The sequence below is a fragment of the Erythrobacter sp. genome, from assembly GCF_039988855.1.
In the GTDB taxonomy this organism is placed as follows: Bacteria; Pseudomonadota; Alphaproteobacteria; order Sphingomonadales; family Sphingomonadaceae; genus Erythrobacter.
On the sequence record NZ_JBDXIY010000017.1, the window covers coordinates 1 to 18,630 of the forward strand.

Consider the following 18,630-nt stretch of genomic DNA (forward strand, 5'->3'; position numbering starts at 1 on the left):
TCGATCACCGCAGGCAGCACATTTACGCTCGATGTTGACGGGGATCTCACCTTTGACAGCGCCAGCACGAGCAATGGCAATCTTCAGTTCAGCGCGAGCGGCGATATTACTGGCGGCTCTGTCGATACCTCGATTGGCAACGTCGCTGTGGGCGGCAGTGATGCGATCACGCTCAATGCAGGCGGCCTTCTGTCGATTGACAGTGCGACCTCGCTGGATGCTCTTAACCTTACCGGCGGCAGTATCGATGCGGGAATGATCTCCACCGATGTAGGTGCAATCAATGTCACTGCCACAGCCGATGCTGCCGTCAATGAGGCCATGCCAGCCACCAACATCATCATCACCGGTGCGAGCGCGGCCATCAACAGCGGGAACATCTCGGGCAATCTGACGCTCAATGCCAGTTCGGGTGATGCGCGCATTATGCCTGTGGGCGATGCACAGCTTATTGTTGGTGGAACCGCTGACCTGAATGCCGCTGGCAATCTTCTCATCAGTCATTCCGGCAACACCGACGCGTTCGATACGATTGTTGCCGATGGTCAATTGTTGATCGATTCAGGTGGGGACATCGCCGCACAGCCAGGTTCGACTCTGGTTTCAAATCAGAGCATCGATATTGATGCTGGCGGTGCAGTAACGCTCGATGCAATCCGCGATGCAGGTACACTTACGCGCATATCGGGCGATATGGGCGTTTCGGTCGACCGGATTGAAGCCGAGAATGCCCTTTTCACGGCGATCAATGGAACCGCTGCGATCACGAGTAATGCAGATGTCGAAGATCTAGTAACCATTTCTGCTCAGTCGGTGTTGATCCAGACTGTCGACGACCTGATCCTTGATGCAACCGCCAGCGGCGGCGGGGTCGATGTTTCAACGGCCGGTGATCTTTTCATTCAGTCGGTCGGTGCCACGCAAGACATTGCTCTGGTCTCAGCCAATGATTTGACTTTGAGTGGGCAAGTTAACGCAGGCGGCGATTTGATGATTGATGCAGGCGGTCTGCTCGCCATTGATGCCTTGGCGGGGGGCGCAAATGTGAGTGTCGGCGCGAATGATATCGCGATCTCAGACAACGGCGCTTTGGGCGATGCGATCTCCACGCAAAGCATCACGATCAATGCGTTCGAAGAAGCCCGCATTGGCGGTTCAGCTAGCAATTTGGGCGTGTTCGAGATCGACAATGACGAATTTTCTCGCATCCATTCTGCCGGAAGCGTGCTTTTCAGAGTTCAACCGCTATCGGCAGGCGGCGATGCTCTGATCACTGCGGGCGATCTTGATGTGATCGCAGGCGATGGTTCGAGCGTGTCTGGTCAGAACATCGGGCAGAACGGCAGCATTACTTTCCAATCAAGCCGTGACATTGTATTCAACGGCAATGTTGGGGTGACCAATGCGACGCTTGCGACGCTGCTTAGCGCTGAAACAGTCGATCTTCTTCGCATTGATAATGTGACCGGCGGTCTCCACGTCCTTGACGCGAATGGCACAATCACAGGCACCATTGATCTTGTTGCAAGCGATCTGCTCGCGGTAACCGATGCGGCCTTCGCCGACATTCAGGGCATGGATTTGGCAGATGTCGATGCGCGCTTGGCATTGAATGATGGGGTTGACCGCCCCGATGGCGTTTTGCGCGCGGATACCCTCAACATTGATACAATCGCCAGCCAGGTGTTCATCCAGAACACATCGGCTGACACTGACAATGATGGACGGCGTGGGATCACCGTCAACGCTCTCACTATTTCCGATAGCGGAGGTACGGTTCAGCCGATCGTGATTAATGGCGTGGTAAACGGTCAAACGGGACTTGGCGCGATTGCCGCAACCAACGTGACCAGCACATTTGACGCAGCCTCGACCATCAATGGATGCCTGGTGAGCAATCCCGCCAGCTGTATTGCGGCGACTGGTACGCCGCCCTCGCCAACGCCGCCGCCACCACCAACGCCAACGCCACCACCAACGCCAACGCCAACGCCACCGCCCACCTCGGTGCCAGCCCCGACGCCCTCTCCGTCGCCAACGCCCACACCGGTCGATATCCCGGATGAAATTGCTCAAACCAATTCTGAGACGCGTGATGTTGTCGAAGCACTGGCGGATCAATCCGAACCAGCGATTGATCCGCCCGCTTCCTTAGAGGCGCAGGAGTTTGGTTTCTTCGGTTCAAGGGCAGAGATAGATTCCTCCGAAACCGTCCTGATTGACGACCCCGTTACTGGCGTTGGCAACGAAGACTTTTGGACTGACGAGGATTGCGTTGAAGAAGGCGGAGAAAACGGCTGCTAAGGGTGCTGTCAGACGGTGTTGTCAGACTACTGTACTTGTTGTGTATCGGAGTTCTGAGGGTAGGGCATGTTCTGCGTATCGGAGACGAGTGCGGGTTAGACTAACAGCACCGATATGAGTGATACAGAACGCCTATGCCTATTCTTTCGTGCAATTTTGGCGCTTGCTAATTGAATCGCTGTTTCTGGGTCGATAACGCCCTCGATTTGAGAAATTGGAGGATTGTCGGGATCGGTTTGAAACAAGACATCGCTGGGCCGTGGTCTTGCGCTATCGCTGGGCGATAGCAGACGCGCACATTCTGACGTTCCGCCATTCGATGAGGTGCATTCCCAGCGCAGCTCCATCCGGCATGCATACCCGCTCACGTCGGGAATTGGGTCGGCATTGCGCGGGTATCCTCCTGGGATAAAGCGTGCTCTCACCAGTCCCTCGTATTCGCCGTTCACCAACGGAATTCGAACAGAAGTATCTGCCATTTCGCGTCCCTCCTAGTTCTTGAGGCTGCAAGTAAGGAACGCTGCCGTAAGCAAGAACAGCGTGGCGACGGTGACCCGCTTGAGCATGGTCATGTGATCTGACCTCATTGCACATTTTCCTTTATCTCAGACGAATTGCCTAATGCTGGTGGACCACTTCTTGGTGCTCGTTATCAGCAGTAACTGTGGTCAATCCGGTCGATTTAATGCTCAACGCACCGGACTGATCGATACTGTTTTGATGCTAAGGGTGCAGTTGGGAATCGTAATCTGAATCAGTGGGTTAGGAGAGTTATTGTTGAGGTGATAACTACTGTTGTTGTTGATTGAACGCCTCATTTCCGCGTCGACCAGAAACGAAATCACTCCCGAATCTGCATATTCCAATTGAACTTCTTCCTGCTTCACTTGCCCGTCTCGGACATAAAGAAGATTGGCATTGGAAGCGGAAGCTCCATCATAATACACCTCGACCAGATAGTACCTTGACGGGTTTGCTCGCGGGCGTGTCAATTCCAGGCCGAATGCCCCACTTGAAACGACTCTGGTTTCAGCGTTTCCTCGCTCAATAAGTAGACCTGTCTGCACGCTAAGCGTGTTTAGAAATAAGCTGGCGCCTGGACGCCATCTCACGGGACCATTGACTATTCCTTTTACCTTCAATGGAACTTCAAATTGACCCTTTTCAATTTCCAAATGGGTTGGCGCGCTGATTCCTGTAATCTTGGCCTCAGCCATGGATCTTGCCAATGCCAAGCGCTGTTCTTTACAGAGGGGGCTAAGGGTTGCACGCACTTGGACGTCAATATCAGCTCTTGCTGGATTAATGACTGTAGGGCGAACGCTTGGCTTCAATGCATCGCGGATCGCGTCACTGCGCCTGTCGATTGCTCTGAACTGGCAGGATAAGTGATTCCCGAGGCAAGTATAGCGCCTGCACCAATCGCGATAGTTGATTTCCTAACATTCATAACAGCCCTTTCCATGAAGCCCGCTCTGGTTGGATGCCTTCGTGCGTGTTGGTTCAATCCTCGATAACCGTGAGATCAAGACTCATATTCGCTTGCTTGTTTTCGCCGGGAAGGACCGAGAAGTTGGTGATCCCGGCGATATCAGTAGGCCCGCACATCAGGCGGAAACCGTTACGTCCTTCAGGTGTGTTCGCGCTCTTAGGGTCGATACTGCATCTCATCAGCGCAGTGGCGGACAGATCACCCCCGGTCAGCTCAGCCGCGTCGAAAGTCGATTGCATCTGACTGGCACCGCGCAGCTCCACTAGGCTGGGCGATGAACCGACGATTGTGATCAACTCGGGCAAGCCACCCGCAGATGAGGGCGCGTCACATGATGATTTGACGAGGTTCTCGCGCCGGTTACAGGTGCTGGTGTCATTCGATCGGAGAATAATTTTGATCGCCGTCAATGAGCGAGCATCACCTTCGGCCGTGTACTCAAAATCTTGCAGTGAATAGTCGCGCTGTCCGCAGCCGATCCGCTTTTCATCACGGCCAACGCTAAATATAGTTGTAAGTCAGGGACGAAAGCTTTCGACTGTGACGCCTGATGGTAGAGCACTTTCTTTTCTAGGAACTTCAACCACTTCCTCTACGGCTGGCTCCTCGGTAACTGGATAGTCAGATCCGCCCAATTCCGAGGGTTCATTTGGCGAACCACACGCGCCTAGAACCAGCGCCGCAGAAATAACGACTGAAGTTGGTACGTTGATTGCCATGATGCCGTTTCCTTCCGTGTAATCAGTTAAAAATGCAGTTGGCGCCGACGCGCCCCTTGGTGGAGCCGCTGTCTCCAGTTACGGAGCCACCAACACCACAACCTGTTGTACCAGTTAGATCATCGGCATTGCCTAGCATCCCGTCAGCCCCTCCAGTTTTCATCGCACTCTGGCGCGTTGCCTAGCCAAAAAGGAGAGGTAAGGAAGACAACTCTTGCATTGATTGAGGCAAGCAAAGTTCGGCGCAATGACCTGGCTTTCAAGACAATTCTCCAACAGTTTGGCATGCGACCAATTTGATAGGTGAGGAGTAGGCGTAGCGCTTCTGCAAAAAGTCCATGTCGTTGAGCCTAGTCCTCGAATATCGACCGCACTGAAGAGAACTATTGGATCGAAGGAAATGCCGCATCTACCATTTGGTATAAGACGAGGCGTGACGCTGATGTTATGTTGAGGTATTCTCTGGGTGAGGGCACGATCACGATGGACGATGAGAGCCGCAATCAATTAGCGCTTCTTGATGCGATCTATGGAGCAGCGATCGAGCCCAAGGACTATCTCTCATTCGCTAAGGTGTGGGACGAGACCATCCTTAAATTTGTGGAGGGCGACGAGGATGCATCGTATTCTTCACATGCTGACGCGTCGAAGAGATGTTCGTTAAGATCAATGGCGAAACGCATTACCTGTGGCGCGGTCGATCACGAAGGCGGAATTCTCGAGAGCTAAGTCACTAAATCTATGAGCTCTAGAAGCTCACCCTCGTTGCCAAGATAGGTGGCAGTCCGGCGACCCAAATAGGGCGCTGCGGCAACTCGCCGGACGGGGGTGAGAGGAGCAAGCGTGATTTGGTCAAGGTCTGCGACTCCAAGCGTCACAATTGCGTTACCGGGCGGCAGATGACCCACCTCAACCGGCCTTTTGATTGTTTGGCCGGGATAGCCGTCAATTTCGATGATGGGCATCCGTTTGTTATGAACCATAGTGAGACTGGTCATATGGTCATCGCTCAACCCAAATGCCCGGTTGATTGATGAATAAGGGATGGTGTGGGTTTCGTTTTCGTCCAAACCCAAATTGTCGCAATACCAACGCAATGCCGCGGTCCGATCATGCGCCGCGAGAATGCAGATAAAGGCCGCGTCTACAGGGCATTTCGCCCGAGGAAGATCAGTTGTCGGCGTGTCATCGCGAACTTCGTTTAGATAGACCATCTCCTGCCCGTTACCGACCATTTGCATGGCAATGAGGTGGTCGAGCCCGGTAATATGCCGCGGCGGCCCAACAATATTGAAGCCGCTGCCCTTTAACCGATCGGGCCATGAAAACGCATCTTCCACGCTCAGTTCGAACGCGGCCCAACCATAGCTGCTGGTTGCCCGAAAGCCTGCGGGAAGCGGCTGTTCGACAAGGCGAATGAAGCTGGGTGCACCAGATTGGTGTTGGAGCACGGCTTGTTTGTGACCCGCAACTTTGTCTGCTCGCCACGATGCGGCATCTGCTTGCGAGACAAAGTTTTCCGAGACCAGCTTCAGACCAAGACGGCCGCAATAATCCTCAAGCGCCAAAGCCAAATTGGGGACAGTCGCTGTTACGCACACTATGCTTCCATGCTTGAGACTGGCGCTAGTCATACAACGGCGCAAACGGTCTTCAATTCGAGGTAGTTTTCCAGGGCGGCCTGACCGCTGTCCCTGCCATATCCCGACTGCTTGGTTCCTCCAATTGGAAGCGAAGCATCATACATTGCGTGGCTGTTGATCCAGACGGTCCCAGCAGCCAGGCGATTGGCCAACCGCGTTGCGTTGGAGAGCCCTTCGGACCAAATTCCGGCGGCAAGGCCAAATTCACTGTCGTTGGCGGCCGCAACAACTTGGTCGGTGGTTTCGAAGGATTGGATGACTAAGACAGGGCCGAAGATTTCTTCACATGCTGCCGCCGCATTTCCGGGCAAGTCGGTGATCACGGTTGGTTCGACAAAGCTGGCATTCGGTCCCGAAACTTTGCCGCCACAATGCACCGTGCCGCCGTCATCGAGGGCGCTCTGAACATAGCTGGCAACTTTTGCAGCGTGTTGCGGTGAGACGAGTGGGCCCATCTGTGTATCAGGAGCGAGCCCATGGCCAAGCTTGATCGACTGGGCAATCTCGACAATTCCGGCGACGACCTGATCATATAGGCTTGAATGCACATAGAGACGGGAGCCGGCAATGCAGACCTGACCGCCGTTAAAGAAGATAGCATTGGCAGCGCCCGGGATCGCTGTGGAAAGATCCGCATCAGGCATAATGATGACCGGTGATTTACCGCCAAGTTCCAAAGTGACCCGCTTAAGGTTGCCTTGGGAAGCTTCAACGATTGCCTTTCCGGTAGAAGTTGATCCGGTGAACGCAATCTTATCTACTTGCGGGTGCGCGGCAAGCCGTGCGCCTGCTGCTGAACCAAGGCCTGTAACCAGATTGATGACACCTTTAGGCAAGCCTGCCTCAGCTATCAATTCGACAAGTCTAATAGCGGTAAGCGAAGTGTCTTCGGCTGGTTTCAATACAATGGTGCAGCCCGCTGCCAAGGCGGGGGCGAGTTTCATGGCTGTCAGAACCAGAGGGCTGTTCCATGGCACAATCGCGCCCACCACGCCGACTGCTTCCTTGCGGGTGTAGGCGAAAATTTCCTTACCCTCTGGTTGATAGGTTATCGAAGTTGGGATCGAGGCGCCTTCGATTGCGGGAGCTAGGCCAGCAAAGTAGCGAAATTGCGCAGCGGCACCCGGGATTTCGGCCCAGCGCCCGACATAGAGCGCTTTACCTTGGTCAAGGGTTTCCAATTCAGCGAGCTCGTCGATATTGGCTTCGATTAGATCTGCGATCCTGTGAAGAATGGCGCTGCGCTCCATCGGACTGGTTGCATTCCAAGGCCCTGTGTCGAATGCTGTTCGCGCGGCGAGCACTGCTCTATCAACATCTTCCGCAGCACCTTTTGCGATTTGTCCGATCACGTCCCCGGTTGCGGGATCATGCGTAGCGAAGTGCTCACCGGTGCTCGCATTGATCCATTCGCCGCCGACAAACAGTTTGTGTGGACTTTGGCTTAGAAACGCTTGGGCCGCTTCGCCTGGCGCAATCTCAGCAACGGATTTCTGGGTCATGCTTCGCTTCCTTTTGACGTCAGTTGCCCAGGGATATGATCGTGATGGTTGTTGGCATAGTGCTCGGCGAGTTCTTCGCGTGTTGGCCACCAAATACCATCAAGGCTTTGTGCAAATTCGATGAATTCCTGCAATGCACGGATCATATGCGCGCGGCCTGAAACATGCGGATGGAGCCCGACATTCATGATCCGTGGCTGGGTCGCGCCCTCTTTGTGCAGCACGGATAATTCTTCGATCAACAGGTCGCGATACTGATCGGTGGTGCGATTGTTGCGGGTCACGATGGTGAAGTCATTGATCACATTGGAATAGGGAACAGCGACAAGCGCCCCCGCATCTGTTCTGATCATGTAAGGCTGATCATCGTTCATGATGTCACAGTAGAATTTGAACCCTTCTTCAGCCAAAATTGTAGGGGTGTTGAGAGTGCCGCGAAGGCTTGACGAGAGCCAGCCTTTCGGGCGCTTGCCGACGTGTTTTTCGTAGATGTCGATTGAGCGCCGAATTATATCTCGTTCTGAATCTGGGTCGTCGTGGAAATCGGTTAGCAGTTCGCCTTGCTCAAAATTATGTGCGATTAATTCCCAGCCTCGATCAAGGCAGGCATCTGTCATTGCGCAGCGGCGTTCGAATGTCACCGCATTCGTCGTGCAGCTTGCCTTGGCTCCCAATTCATCGAGCATGTCGATAATGCGCCAGACACCTACTCGCTGACCGTATTCGCGCCAGCTGAAATTGGGATAGTCGGGGATCCGCCCGGCCAACATATTTGGAAGCAAGGCTGGCCCGCCCGCATAATAGGGTTGATCAGTATCTTTGGTAAGGTCCCATGTTTCCAGATTGATGGTTATGATCAACGCTACCCGCGCATTGCCGGGCCATTCCAGTTTGCCGCGCTGGGTTATCGGAGTAAAATCATATTCAAACATGGTGCACTCTCATCAAGATTTTGTTTGCTTACTGGTCAATTTGGGTCGCTCCATCGGCTACCAGTTCTTTTATTCCTTCTTCGGAATATCCCAATTCGGTTAGAATTTGTGCGGCGTTGGCGCTGGCTGTTGATAGGCTGGCGTCACGTGCGACCAATTGCCCATCCATTTCAATTGGGAGAGCTGGCAGAGCGGTTTGTGTGCCATCCGGCATGTTGACTTTTTCCAGCGCGCCGGACGCAATCAGATGCGGGTCATTAAACAAGTCATCGGGTTTGCTGATTGGAGCGAAAGGAATACCTGTCCCATCGAGTTTTGCGATAATTTCCGCCTTCGTCATCGTCTTCATTATTGCGCAGACTTGCGGCATGATCTTGCCGCGGGCTGCGACACGGGCATTGTTTTCGCGCAAGGACCCGTCCGACCAAAGTTCTTCGAAATCAAAGATATCGCAGAATTTCTTCCACAGCGCATCGGTAACAATTCCGATAAAGAGCGGTTCATCTTTAGTCTCAAAAACATCGTATATTGCCCATGCCGACACGCGCACTGGCATGGGCTTTGCGGATGCTCCAGTAACAGCCAATTGCGCCATATGCTGACCCACGAGATAGGCTGTGGTTTCGAAAAGCGATGATTGGACTTTCTGTCCTTTTCCGGTCCGGTGACGCTCTTCAACAGCTGCTAGGATGCCGATAACGCCGAACATGCCCCCTGTGACATCAATCACGCTGGCCCCTGCGCGCAGCGGTTGGCCAGGAGGGCCAGTCATATAGGCCAGTCCCCCCATCATTTGAGCTACCTCGTCAAGAGCGGTACGGTTTTCGTAAGGGCCGGGCAGGAACCCTTTCTGGGAGGAGTAGATCAATCGGCTGTTGCTCGTTGAACAATCCTCATATCCAAGGCCTAGGCGATCCATCGCTCCAGGACGGTAGTTCTCAACAAGTATATCGGCACCTTCAACCAATTCGCGCGCGACTTTCTTGCCGGATGGATGTTTAAGATCGAGGCAAATGCTCGATTTGTGCCGGTTATACATGGGGAAGTAGCCAGCGCCCGATCCGCGAAGGTCACGTGTTCGATCACCTCCGATTGGTTCTACACGCGTGACCTGCGCACCCAGCGATGCCAAGATTGCGCCAACGGTCGGCCCCATGACCATGTGAGTGAACTCAACGACCTTAAGACCGCTTAAAGGGCTAGGTGTGGCGGTATCAGTCATGATGCCGCTGCCGACTGGCTAGAGCTTAGATACCCCAATGGTACGCCTGCATCAGCCGTGAAACCATACAGCGGTTCATCCGGCAGAGCATTGGCAAGAATGGTTCGAACTTTAAGCAAAGCATCGAGGTCAATTCCGCAATCTAGGCCCATAGCGTTGAGCATGAAGGCGAGATCCTCGGTGACAATGTTTCCAGACGCACCCGGCGCAAATGGACATCCACCTAACCCACAAAGTGAGGCATCGAATGTTGTGATGCCAGCCTCTAACCCGGCGACGACATTTGCCAGCCCTAAACCGCGCGTATTGTGCAGATGTAGGGAATTCAGTTTGTTAGCCCCCACGGCGTTTTTGACCTGCTTTGACAGGTTGCGCACTTGCGCCGGATTAGCATAGCCAGTCGTATCCGAAAGGCACAATTCCATCGCACCTGCCGCGATGGTTTTTTCCGCCAATCGAGTGACCGCGTCCGCCGAAATTGGCCCCTCCATAGTGCAGCCGAAAGCAGTCGACAGGCCGACTTCGAAATAGGGGCGCGATTTGGTTGGTTGCTGGTTTACAAGATCTGCGATTGCCCGGATCTCTTCCAGCATTCGGGCATGGTTTTTGCGGACATTGTTAAGGCTGTGCGTTTCCGACATCGAAAAGGGTATCGAGATTTTATCTGCGCCCGCCTCAATGGCTCGTTCCGCTCCTCTAAGGTTGGGCACAAGCACCGCAACCTCAAGATTTGGCAAGGTCTTGGCAAATGCGACCAATTGGGCCGTGTCTGCCATTTGCGGCAAGAGCTTTTTGGGAACAAAACTGCCAACTTCAATCTCGCCAACACCGGCTGCGGCTTCCGCTGCAATCCATGCTTTCTTGGCGCTTAACGGCATTACTTGGGCAAGGCTTTGGAGGCCATCGCGCGGGCCGACTTCGCTGATTGTTACCTTTGTGCTCACGAAAGATGACCCTGTTGATCTTGCGGGTTCAAATAGATCCAAGGGCGTTCTTTTGCATCTGCGGCCTGCCAATTGGCGATTGAAGCTGAGTGTTTCAGGGTCAGATCTATTGGTTCGAGCCCGCTCGTCAGTATGGCTTTGGCCTCGTCATCGATTTCAAAACCCCAAAAAGTCCCGCCCGAAAGAGCGATTTTTTGAGTCGATAGATCGACAGTCAATTCGCCATCTAATTGCGAAATTTCTTCAATCGCCCTCTCGGATAGAGCAATGCAGAGTAAGCCGTTTCGCGAGCAATTGTTTTGAAAAATCGGCGCAAAGCTTGGCGCAATGATGGTTCGGATCCCATATTCCGCCAACGCCCAGACAGCGTGTTCGCGGCTGGAGCCGCACCCGAAGTTTTCTCCAGCGAGTAGAATGCCGGCGCCTGCAAATTCCGCGTGGTTGAGCATAAAAGCTGGATCTGGCTCATAGTCAGTTCCAGACAGATAGCGCCAACCGGCAAATAGGCCTTTCGCCAGCCCCGTTTTTCCGGTGCTGCGCATTTCGCGTGAGGGGATAATCTGGTCAGTGTCAATATTGACCGTTAGCATCGGAATTGCACGTGACCTAAGACTGGTGAATGGACGGGGCATCAATTCAGCTCCCGATGGTCAGTGATAGCGCCACGAACTGCACTTGCTGCGACGGTTTCCGGGCTGGCGATATGCGTTTTCACCGAGACACCTTGCCGGCTCTGAAAATTGCGATTGGTTGAACTGATCACGCGCGCACCTTCCGCAAAGCTCTCGCCCCCTGCAAAGAAACACATTGAACATCCACTCTCACGCCATTCAAAGCCAGCATCCAAAAATATCTGGTCCAGCCCTTCGCGTTCGGCCGACCGTTTTACTTCTGATGAACCCGGCACGCAGATCGCTGTGATCCCAGCAGATACTGTTCGGTCCTTGAGTATTTTGGCGGCCCGGCGAAGGTCGCTGAGCCGGGCATTGGTGCAACTGCCAATGAAGGCGGCATCAATCGAGGTGCCTATCAGCTGCTGACCGCGTTCCAACGCGATGTATTCGAGAACCGCTTTGTCGGCATTGCTGGGGACGCAACCTGTGATTGGGATGGTGGCATCGACGCTTGTTCCCCAGCTGATCATGGGCGCAAGCTTGGCTGCGTCAATGACAATTTCACAATCAAATTGAGCGTTCTCATCGCAATGTAGATCTTGCCAATCTGTAAGTGCCGCATCCCAGAGTTTCCCTTTTGGGGCAAAGCGGCGGTTCTCAAGATAATCAAACGTCTTCCCATCTGGAGCGATGATTGCGGTCATGGCGCCGAATTCGGTGGCCATGTTGCACAGGGTCATCCGCGCTTCCATGCAAAGGGAACGGACGGTTGAACCGCAAAATTCGATGACGCAGCCCGCCCCGCCAGACGCTGAATGTTCTGCAATAAGAGCTAGGATCAAATCCTTTGCTGTTACGCCCTGACTAGGAGTTCCTGTAAACTCAACTCGCATTGTTTTGGGCCGTTTTAGCCGCAATGTCCCCGTGGCCATTGCATGTTCAGCATCAGATGAACCCACCCCCCACGCTAACGCGCCAAAGGCTCCTTGGGTGCAAGTGTGGCTATCAGGTGTAATCAATGTGCAGCCTGGCAAGACTATGCCCAGTTCAGGAGATATGACATGCGTGATCCCCTGATCTGGATCGGTCACGTCAAACAGATGGATTCCTGCTCTTTTCGCAGCTTCGCGTGTTTCCGAAATGAAGGCCTGTCCGCCGGGTATAAGGGTTTTGTCACTGCGTCCGGGCCTAGTGTCGACGATATGGTCCATCACGCAAAACACCCTCGACGGATCACTCGGTTGACGTCCTGCCGCAGCCAGCGAGTTGAGCGCAACGGCTCCAGTGCGTTCGTGTAGGAATATCCGGTCGATCGCGATCAGAGCGCCGCCCTGCATGATCGGCGCTACCGTGTGGCGATCCCAGATTTTGTCGAACAGTGTCTTGGACATGGCCCTGTTCGCAACAATCACACCGGTAAAATACACTGATCTCGGCCAAATGCTCGCTGTGCGAGCAAATTTCCCGTGAACCTCCGCGTCTGCATCTGGGCAAAGCATAGCTCAAATCGATATGCAGGAGGTGCAGAATGACGCAAATTGGTACCACGATGGTTCGGGATGGTCGCACAGCGCGGCAGATATTTGACGAGCTGATTTCGAATCCTGCACGCAAGAAGTTTGGTTTTGGACAACGCCTCGCAATTGTGAATGTCGATGTGCAGCAGGCTTACACGCGGACTGATCTATTCAAGACTGCCTATGAAACCGATCCGAGACAAATCGAATACATCAACACTATTTCGACAATGGCCCGCGCCAAAGGAATGCCGGTCATTTGGAGTAGGGTAGCCTATAAAGATGATGCCAGTGACGCGGGGGTTTGGGGCACGCGTACTGATACAGAGGACTCACTTCAGAACATTCGCTATGGATCACCGCGGCACGAATTTGACCCGCGCTGCGATATCGGGAGCGATGATTTGTGTTACACGAAACGTATGCCGAGCGCCTTTTTTGAAACGCAGCTCGCCAGTTATCTGACGTGGCACAAGGTTGACACTGTTGTGGTTACGGGCGGCTCAACTTCAGGCTGTGTCAGGGCGACCGCAGTAGACGCATTGAGTTTTGGGTACCGCACTATTGTCCCGATTGAGACCTGCGCGGATAAACATGAAAGTTATCATTTTGCCAATCTCACTGACCTGCAAATCAAATATGCTGATGTGGAACCGGTCAGCGCAGTGGTCGATTGGCTGGAGGCGCGCTAATACCAAGAGAATTGAGCGATCCGGGCCTGTATGATTACGCCCCGTATGGTGGTCGGTCCAAAATCCAATGGCCTGATGGAAAGACCTGCGCTGTTTGGATCGCCCCCAATCTGGAATATTACGAGCTCGGTCAGCCTCTCAGTCGCACTTTGTGACCATATCCCAGAAGTCGTAGCCGATGCCAATGCGTGCGGCTGAGAGTTCTTCAGTCATGGCATTTACAACACGCGGTATTCCTATGGCATGGACGAAGCGCAAGAACGCGCGATTATCGAAGATTCGATAGAAACGGTGGAGCGGACAACTGGTCAACCGACCCAGATTAAAGTAACAAAGGGTTCGCTAACCGCGATCCCATACTCTTTGGAGGTGAACGACCATTTTGGTTTCTTCATCTACAATATGTCGCCGCGAGAATATGCGGAATCTCTGATCCGACAATTTGACCGGCTGGCAGATTAAGGCGCCGCTTCGGGCACAGTCATGTGCATACCGCTACACAGCTATCTGATCGGTCAACCGCACCGGATTGGCGCCTTTGAGCGTGTGCTTGATTATATCAGCCGAGACGGGCGAGCATGGATTACCAAAGCGGGCGATATCGTAGACAACTTCAAGGAGCGGCAAAAATGAGCCTTGATCCCGAATATCTGATCTACCTAAAACGCCGGGAGGGGATGGATCATGATTTTTATCCCTACAGCAACTTTTTCACACGTCCCAAAACCCAATGGGCCAATGGTGAGAAGCTGTTGATCTGGCCGGTTGTCAGTCTGGAATATTTCCCGATGGTTCCAAGCGATGATCCTTTTCGCGCGCCCGGCCATATGCAGACTGCTTACCCAGATTACCGCCATTACACCGCACGCGAATACGGAACTCGGATCGGTATCTACCGGCTGCTTGATGCGTTTGAGAAATGCGGGATCACAATATCAATCGCGATGAATGCGGCAGTGGCAGAACGTTATCCGGAACTGGCGGGCGATATCATCTCCGCCGGCCACGAAATCATAGCACATTCGGTTGATATGAATGGCACGATCGCGGGCGGGATGGATGAAGAGGTCGAGCGCAGACTGATCATTCACAGTTTCGATACGATTGAAAAAGCAACCGGGCAGCGGCCACGAGGGTGGCTTTCCATTGCGCGTTCGCAAAGCTTCAACACTCCGTGGCTTTTGGTGGAAGCTGGCGCAAAATACATGTGTGATTGGGGCAATGATGAAGTGCCCAATCGTTTCGACACCCAAAGCGGCCCGACAACGAATATCCCGCTCAACCATGAATTGTCTGATCGGCAGATAATCAACGTCCAGCAGCACTCAATTGACAGCTTTGCGGAGCAAATTCGAGACGGCAGTGATTGGCTTCTGACCGAAGCCGGCGAGCATGGTGGCCGTCTTCTGCTACTTCAATTGACGCCCTATATCAGCGGGCTGCCGTTCCGCATCGGAGTGTTGGAGAGATTGATCGCAGATCTTTCTGCCAATCCTGATATTCGCTTTGCCACCGGCGCCTCTCTTCTCAAACAATGGGAATCCAGCTGCAGTTAGTTGCAATCAACTGTCCCGAATATCTTTGCTGACCTGCTCCAGATCGGGTTCGTTTTCCCGCATGGCTTCGACATTTTGCTGAACCCCGCGCATCACGCGGGCGATATATTCTCGGGTGCTTAGGCCTCGTTCAAATGCGGCATCACGATCGGGTGTATAGCTTTCGATGTCATCACGATTGATGGTGCCCTTTTGATCCAAGAGCCGTTCGATTGTGTCGAGCCTTTCGCGTACAACCGACACCTCGGCAACCACGGCCATCAAGATCGAAAGCATCCGTTCGGATTCGGGTGCGTCAAAATATTGAGGACGCTTGCCTTTCGCCTTTTTGCCTGCGAGCGAGATCCAATCCAGTTCATCGCCGCTCATAATCCATTTTCTCCGATCGAAGTGGTCATGCCGCTAAAAGGGCAAACAACAGTGTTTGCGGCTTAATCGATAGGCGAGACCGGTCTCGTGCTTGCATATGCAGCCGTGTTTTTCTCGCTCTGCGGATAAATCGACCGAATCTACGAGGCGTCTACTAGCGACTGACTAGCTGTTTCCTAAACGAAGGGAACGGCACCGTGAAAATCATTGTTTTGTTTAATCTCAAGCCCAGCGTCAATCGCGCGAGCTACGAAACTTGGGCCAAAACTACCGATATCCCGGGCGTGAACGGGCTGCCATCCGTCGACAGGTTTGAGGTGTTCAAGACCACTGGCGTGCTGGGCGGAGATGCAAAACCAAGCTATGAATATGTCGAGATCATTGATGTGAATGACATGGATGCCTTTGGCGCGCAGACCTCCACCGAGGTATTTCAAAAGGTCGCAGCAGCCTTTGGGGATTTTGCCAAGGACCCTGAATTCATTTTGACAGAGGCACTTTGATCTATGGCCCAATTTGCAGGAAAAACCGTCATCGTCACTGGTTCGGGCCGACATAGGGGACTGGGCCAAGGGATACTTCAACGCTTTGCCGATGAAGGAGCGAATTGTGTCGTTTCCGATATTGGATCGCCTAAGGAACATATGGGTTCAGACCACATTGGTTCGACGGCGGAGATGGAAGAAGTCGCTCAGGAATTGATCGAACGAGGCGGGCAAGCGATGACCGCACCGTGCGACGTGCGTGATCCAGATGCGTGCCAGGCGATGATAAATGCAGTGGTGAATCATTTTGGTCACCTGGACATCATGATCAACAATGCGGGCATCGGATATATCATGAAGCCGCTGCTTGAAACGAGCGCCGATGAATGGCGTGCGGTGATCGATGTAAACCTTTCAGGCGCGTTCCATTGCACCAAAGCGGCTGCTCACCATATGGCGGATCGGGGCGAGGGTGGACGGATCATCAACATCGCAAGTCAGGCGGCGAAAAGCGGCTTTCCCCATATGGTACCGTATTGCAGTTCGAAACATGGGATGATCGGGCTCACCCGTTCTGCCGCAGTTGAATTGGCGCAAGAAAAAATCACCGTAAACGCGGTGTGTCCAAACCACGTCACGACAGGATTGGGTGAAAAGCAAAATGCCTATTTCGCAAACTATAAGGGCTTCGCGGATGTCGAGGCGTATCTTGAGGATATGCGCGCCCGCAATCCTTCGGGGCGCACGGGTTTGCCTAGCGACATCGCAGCGGCTTGCGCTTGGCTAGCCAGTGATGACGCCGCGTATGTAACCGGAGAGGCGATGAATGTTTCGGGAGGGGAGGAAATGCACTGAGCAAGCTTTGGGAGCGCAGAAAGCTCTCCGACCTAGACTTGCGAAACATTGTAGGTTCAATGCCGTACGCATAGGATCAAATGGTCTAGCCTGAAAAGAAAGATCAATATGGCCGAAGCAAATTTCGACAGGGGCGTGCCGATACGAGCGATTAGCCGAGGCTTGTCGGTTTTGAAGACAGTCAATCGGATCGGCCCGATTTCCATGATGGAGATATCACGGGCTTCTGAAGTCCCTTATCCCACAGCTTGCAGGATCGTGCAGACGCTTATTCACGAAGGTATGATCGAGAGGGAGCCGGCGCGAAAACGCTACCGCGTCACCGGGCTGGTGCAGACACTATCTACTGGCTACCAGGCCGAAGATGCACTGGTTAACATTGCGCGGGACCATCTCGTCGAACTAACTGAACAGGTTAACTGGCCTATATCGTTGGCTACCCGAGTTGGGACCAGCATGATGGTGCGCGATTCCACCCACGGCTTAACAAGTTTGACTTTCACAAATTACTATCCGGGTTACACTTTGCCCATCTCAGAATGTGCGTCCGGTAAAGCATATATCGCGCATTGCGGCGAAGCTGAGCGTGAGGCGATTATTGAAGGCTGGCGTGTAACAGATAACGATACATCGCGGGTTGGGCTTGTGATGGTAGGTGACAATGCTGTTTTGAATGACATTCGGGCAAAAGGTCATGCCGTTCACAATCGCAACACATACACAGTCGATGCTGGAAAAACCTCGTCGATTGCCGTTCCTATCTTGCGAAAAGGACAGGGCGAAGTCGCCGGGACCCTGACGTTGATCTACTTTGCGTCTGCAATGGATAACACCGAGGCCGCACGTAAGTATCTTAACTGTTTGCAAGAAAAAGCCCGTGATATTGCGCGTGAGCTTGATGCTGCAGAAGCTGCCTAAGCTTTTCCAAAACGCTTTTGCAACGCTGCGATCCGTTCCATCCCTAGAAGCTGGGTCATCTCTGCGAAATCGAACATTGCATCGCCATCTTGACTAGCATTGTCCCCACTCAATCTAGCAAAGAACTTATCGGCAGCGGCTGCTGCGCTAAGGGGGCCTCCAGCTGGGTAAATGACAATTGAGACGCCCAATTCCTCATATTGCGAAGGCTGTAGGATAGGCGTCTTCCCGCCATGTGCGGCGTTGATCATAAGTGGAAGGTTTAAGGTTGTCGCAGCTCGGTTAATCTCGTCAGCTGAAATGGGCGCCTCTAGGAACAGCCAATCGGCGCCCGCTTCCGCATAGGCTTTTAATCGGTTGAGCGCGGCATCAAGACCTTCTGATAGCCGTGCGTCTGTGCGTGCAATTATCAGCATGTCATCGTCCCCGCGCGCTTCACTTGCGACCTTTACTCGCTGGCGCATCTCGTCAATTGGAACGACATCCACTGGCCCGGAATGGCCGCACCTTTTCGGGAAGCTCTGGTCTTCGATTTGGATCGCCCCGATCCCGGCATGGGCGTAGCCGCGGACGCAATGATCGAGATTGGCCAAACTACCAAAGCCAGTGTCTGCATCTGCGATAATGGGGGCGGAGCTTTTCTCTGCCATCCGAGCAAAAGGTGTGATGAAATCTCGGTACCCGGCAATGCCGACATCAGGTTCGCCCAAAGTCGATGCGGCATTCCAATAGCCAGAGGCATAATGCGCGCCAAATCCATATTTGTTGACGAGCAGCAATGACATCATGTCGTGGATACCTGGCGCGACCAAAATATCGCCCGATGCGACGCGTTTCCGAAGTAAAGCGCCGCTCATACCAATCTC

23 protein-coding genes are annotated in these 18,630 nt (G+C 53.4%); 10 read left to right on the forward strand and 13 right to left on the reverse strand.

All coding sequences use genetic code 11. The features are described 5' to 3' along the window. Nucleotides 1-2,304 (forward strand): hypothetical protein (locus ABJ205_RS10590; protein ID WP_348510052.1); only part of this gene is annotated, 2,304 nt, incomplete at its 5' end. A 95-nt stretch (nucleotides 2,305-2,399) separates the two neighbouring features. Here the strand turns inward: ABJ205_RS10590 and ABJ205_RS10595 are convergent. From ABJ205_RS10595 to ABJ205_RS10610, 4 genes are all read right to left on the reverse strand, one after another. After that, nucleotides 2,400-2,783 (reverse strand): hypothetical protein, encoded by a 384-nt coding sequence (locus ABJ205_RS10595; protein WP_348157887.1) that lies wholly within the window; start codon nucleotides 2,781-2,783, stop codon nucleotides 2,400-2,402. Nucleotides 2,784-2,993: 210 nt separating this feature from the next. Then, nucleotides 2,994-3,521 (reverse strand): hypothetical protein, encoded by a 528-nt coding sequence (locus ABJ205_RS10600; RefSeq protein WP_348157890.1) that lies wholly within the window; start codon nucleotides 3,519-3,521, stop codon nucleotides 2,994-2,996. A 286-nt stretch (nucleotides 3,522-3,807) separates the two neighbouring features. Continuing rightward, nucleotides 3,808-4,206 carry a hypothetical protein gene (locus ABJ205_RS10605; protein ID WP_348157893.1) on the reverse strand — a complete coding sequence of 133 codons (399 nt, stop codon included), beginning with the start codon at nucleotides 4,204-4,206 and terminating at the stop codon, nucleotides 3,808-3,810. A gap of 108 nt (nucleotides 4,207-4,314) precedes the next feature. Beyond that, nucleotides 4,315-4,515 (reverse strand): hypothetical protein, encoded by a 201-nt coding sequence (locus ABJ205_RS10610; RefSeq protein WP_348157895.1) that lies wholly within the window; start codon nucleotides 4,513-4,515, stop codon nucleotides 4,315-4,317. A 447-nt stretch (nucleotides 4,516-4,962) separates the two neighbouring features. On the opposite strand from ABJ205_RS10610, the gene ABJ205_RS10615 reads away from it, so the two are divergent. Next, nucleotides 4,963-5,244, forward strand: coding sequence for a hypothetical protein (locus ABJ205_RS10615; protein ID WP_348157898.1), 282 nt, complete (start codon nucleotides 4,963-4,965; stop codon nucleotides 5,242-5,244). Here the strand turns inward: ABJ205_RS10615 and ABJ205_RS10620 are convergent. Genes ABJ205_RS10620 through ABJ205_RS10650 form a run of 7 tightly spaced genes read right to left on the reverse strand, consistent with a single transcriptional unit; the run spans nucleotide 5,241 to nucleotide 12,763 of the window. Then, complete coding sequence (locus ABJ205_RS10620; RefSeq protein ID WP_348510053.1) at nucleotides 5,241-6,116, reverse strand: hypothetical protein; 876 nt, start codon at nucleotides 6,114-6,116, stop codon at nucleotides 5,241-5,243. The two genes, ABJ205_RS10615 and ABJ205_RS10620, sit on opposite strands and share 4 nt — an antisense overlap. Nucleotides 6,117-6,145: 29 nt before the next feature. Beyond that, nucleotides 6,146-7,660, reverse strand: a complete 1,515-nt coding sequence (locus ABJ205_RS10625) for an aldehyde dehydrogenase family protein (protein WP_348157903.1) — start codon at nucleotides 7,658-7,660, stop codon at nucleotides 6,146-6,148. Next, nucleotides 7,657-8,592 (reverse strand): polysaccharide deacetylase, encoded by a 936-nt coding sequence (locus ABJ205_RS10630; protein WP_348157906.1) that lies wholly within the window; start codon nucleotides 8,590-8,592, stop codon nucleotides 7,657-7,659. Before ABJ205_RS10630 ends, ABJ205_RS10625 begins: the two co-directional genes overlap by 4 nt. A 28-nt stretch (nucleotides 8,593-8,620) precedes the next feature. After that, the gene (locus ABJ205_RS10635; protein WP_348157909.1) at nucleotides 8,621-9,814 is read right to left on the reverse strand and encodes a CaiB/BaiF CoA-transferase family protein; all 1,194 of its coding nucleotides are present in this window, start codon (nucleotides 9,812-9,814) and stop codon (nucleotides 8,621-8,623) included. Beyond that, on the reverse strand, nucleotides 9,811-10,758 hold the full coding sequence (locus ABJ205_RS10640) for a hydroxymethylglutaryl-CoA lyase (protein WP_348157912.1): 948 nt from the start codon (nucleotides 10,756-10,758) through the stop codon (nucleotides 9,811-9,813). The genes ABJ205_RS10635 and ABJ205_RS10640 overlap by 4 nt, the downstream gene beginning before the upstream one ends. Next, nucleotides 10,755-11,390, reverse strand: a complete 636-nt coding sequence (gene leuD, locus ABJ205_RS10645; RefSeq protein WP_348157915.1) for a 3-isopropylmalate dehydratase small subunit — start codon at nucleotides 11,388-11,390, stop codon at nucleotides 10,755-10,757. The genes ABJ205_RS10640 and leuD overlap by 4 nt, the downstream gene beginning before the upstream one ends. After that, nucleotides 11,390-12,763, reverse strand: a complete 1,374-nt coding sequence (locus tag ABJ205_RS10650; RefSeq protein WP_348157917.1) for a 3-isopropylmalate dehydratase large subunit — start codon at nucleotides 12,761-12,763, stop codon at nucleotides 11,390-11,392. Before ABJ205_RS10650 ends, leuD begins: the two co-directional genes overlap by 1 nt. Before the next feature lie 137 nt (nucleotides 12,764-12,900). Between ABJ205_RS10650 and ABJ205_RS10655 the strand changes: the two genes are divergently transcribed. Genes ABJ205_RS10655 through ABJ205_RS10675 form a run of 5 tightly spaced genes read left to right on the forward strand, consistent with a single transcriptional unit; the run spans nucleotide 12,901 to nucleotide 15,137 of the window. Then, on the forward strand, nucleotides 12,901-13,581 hold the full coding sequence (locus tag ABJ205_RS10655; RefSeq protein WP_348157920.1) for an isochorismatase family protein: 681 nt from the start codon (nucleotides 12,901-12,903) through the stop codon (nucleotides 13,579-13,581). 30 nt (nucleotides 13,582-13,611) lie between these two features. Further along, nucleotides 13,612-13,779: a hypothetical protein gene (locus ABJ205_RS10660; protein ID WP_348157922.1), complete on the forward strand. Its 168-nt coding sequence runs from the start codon at nucleotides 13,612-13,614 to the stop codon at nucleotides 13,777-13,779. Between the two features lie 45 nt (nucleotides 13,780-13,824). Further along, complete coding sequence (locus ABJ205_RS10665) at nucleotides 13,825-14,043, forward strand: hypothetical protein (RefSeq protein WP_348157925.1); 219 nt, start codon at nucleotides 13,825-13,827, stop codon at nucleotides 14,041-14,043. Nucleotides 14,044-14,064: 21 nt separating this feature from the next. Further along, nucleotides 14,065-14,214 carry a hypothetical protein gene (locus ABJ205_RS10670; protein ID WP_348157928.1) on the forward strand — a complete coding sequence of 50 codons (150 nt, stop codon included), beginning with the start codon at nucleotides 14,065-14,067 and terminating at the stop codon, nucleotides 14,212-14,214. Further along, nucleotides 14,211-15,137, forward strand: a complete 927-nt coding sequence (locus tag ABJ205_RS10675; protein ID WP_348157931.1) for a polysaccharide deacetylase family protein — start codon at nucleotides 14,211-14,213, stop codon at nucleotides 15,135-15,137. Before ABJ205_RS10670 ends, ABJ205_RS10675 begins: the two co-directional genes overlap by 4 nt. A 6-nt stretch (nucleotides 15,138-15,143) precedes the next feature. On the opposite strand, the gene ABJ205_RS10680 is transcribed toward ABJ205_RS10675, so the two are convergent. After that, nucleotides 15,144-15,506, reverse strand: coding sequence for a hypothetical protein (locus ABJ205_RS10680; protein WP_348157934.1), 363 nt, complete (start codon nucleotides 15,504-15,506; stop codon nucleotides 15,144-15,146). A 197-nt stretch (nucleotides 15,507-15,703) separates the two neighbouring features. On the opposite strand from ABJ205_RS10680, the gene ABJ205_RS10685 reads away from it, so the two are divergent. From ABJ205_RS10685 to ABJ205_RS10695, 3 genes are all read left to right on the forward strand, one after another. Next, on the forward strand, nucleotides 15,704-16,009 hold the full coding sequence (locus ABJ205_RS10685) for an REDY-like protein HapK (protein WP_348157937.1): 306 nt from the start codon (nucleotides 15,704-15,706) through the stop codon (nucleotides 16,007-16,009). Between the two features lie 3 nt (nucleotides 16,010-16,012). Then, nucleotides 16,013-16,846, forward strand: a complete 834-nt coding sequence (locus tag ABJ205_RS10690) for an SDR family NAD(P)-dependent oxidoreductase (RefSeq protein WP_348157940.1) — start codon at nucleotides 16,013-16,015, stop codon at nucleotides 16,844-16,846. A 108-nt stretch (nucleotides 16,847-16,954) separates the two neighbouring features. Further along, complete coding sequence (locus tag ABJ205_RS10695) at nucleotides 16,955-17,764, forward strand: IclR family transcriptional regulator C-terminal domain-containing protein (protein WP_348157942.1); 810 nt, start codon at nucleotides 16,955-16,957, stop codon at nucleotides 17,762-17,764. Here the strand turns inward: ABJ205_RS10695 and ABJ205_RS10700 are convergent. Continuing rightward, nucleotides 17,761-18,621 carry an isocitrate lyase/PEP mutase family protein gene (locus ABJ205_RS10700; RefSeq protein ID WP_348157945.1) on the reverse strand — a complete coding sequence of 287 codons (861 nt, stop codon included), beginning with the start codon at nucleotides 18,619-18,621 and terminating at the stop codon, nucleotides 17,761-17,763. The two genes, ABJ205_RS10695 and ABJ205_RS10700, sit on opposite strands and share 4 nt — an antisense overlap. Between the last annotated feature and the right edge of the window lie 9 nt (nucleotides 18,622-18,630).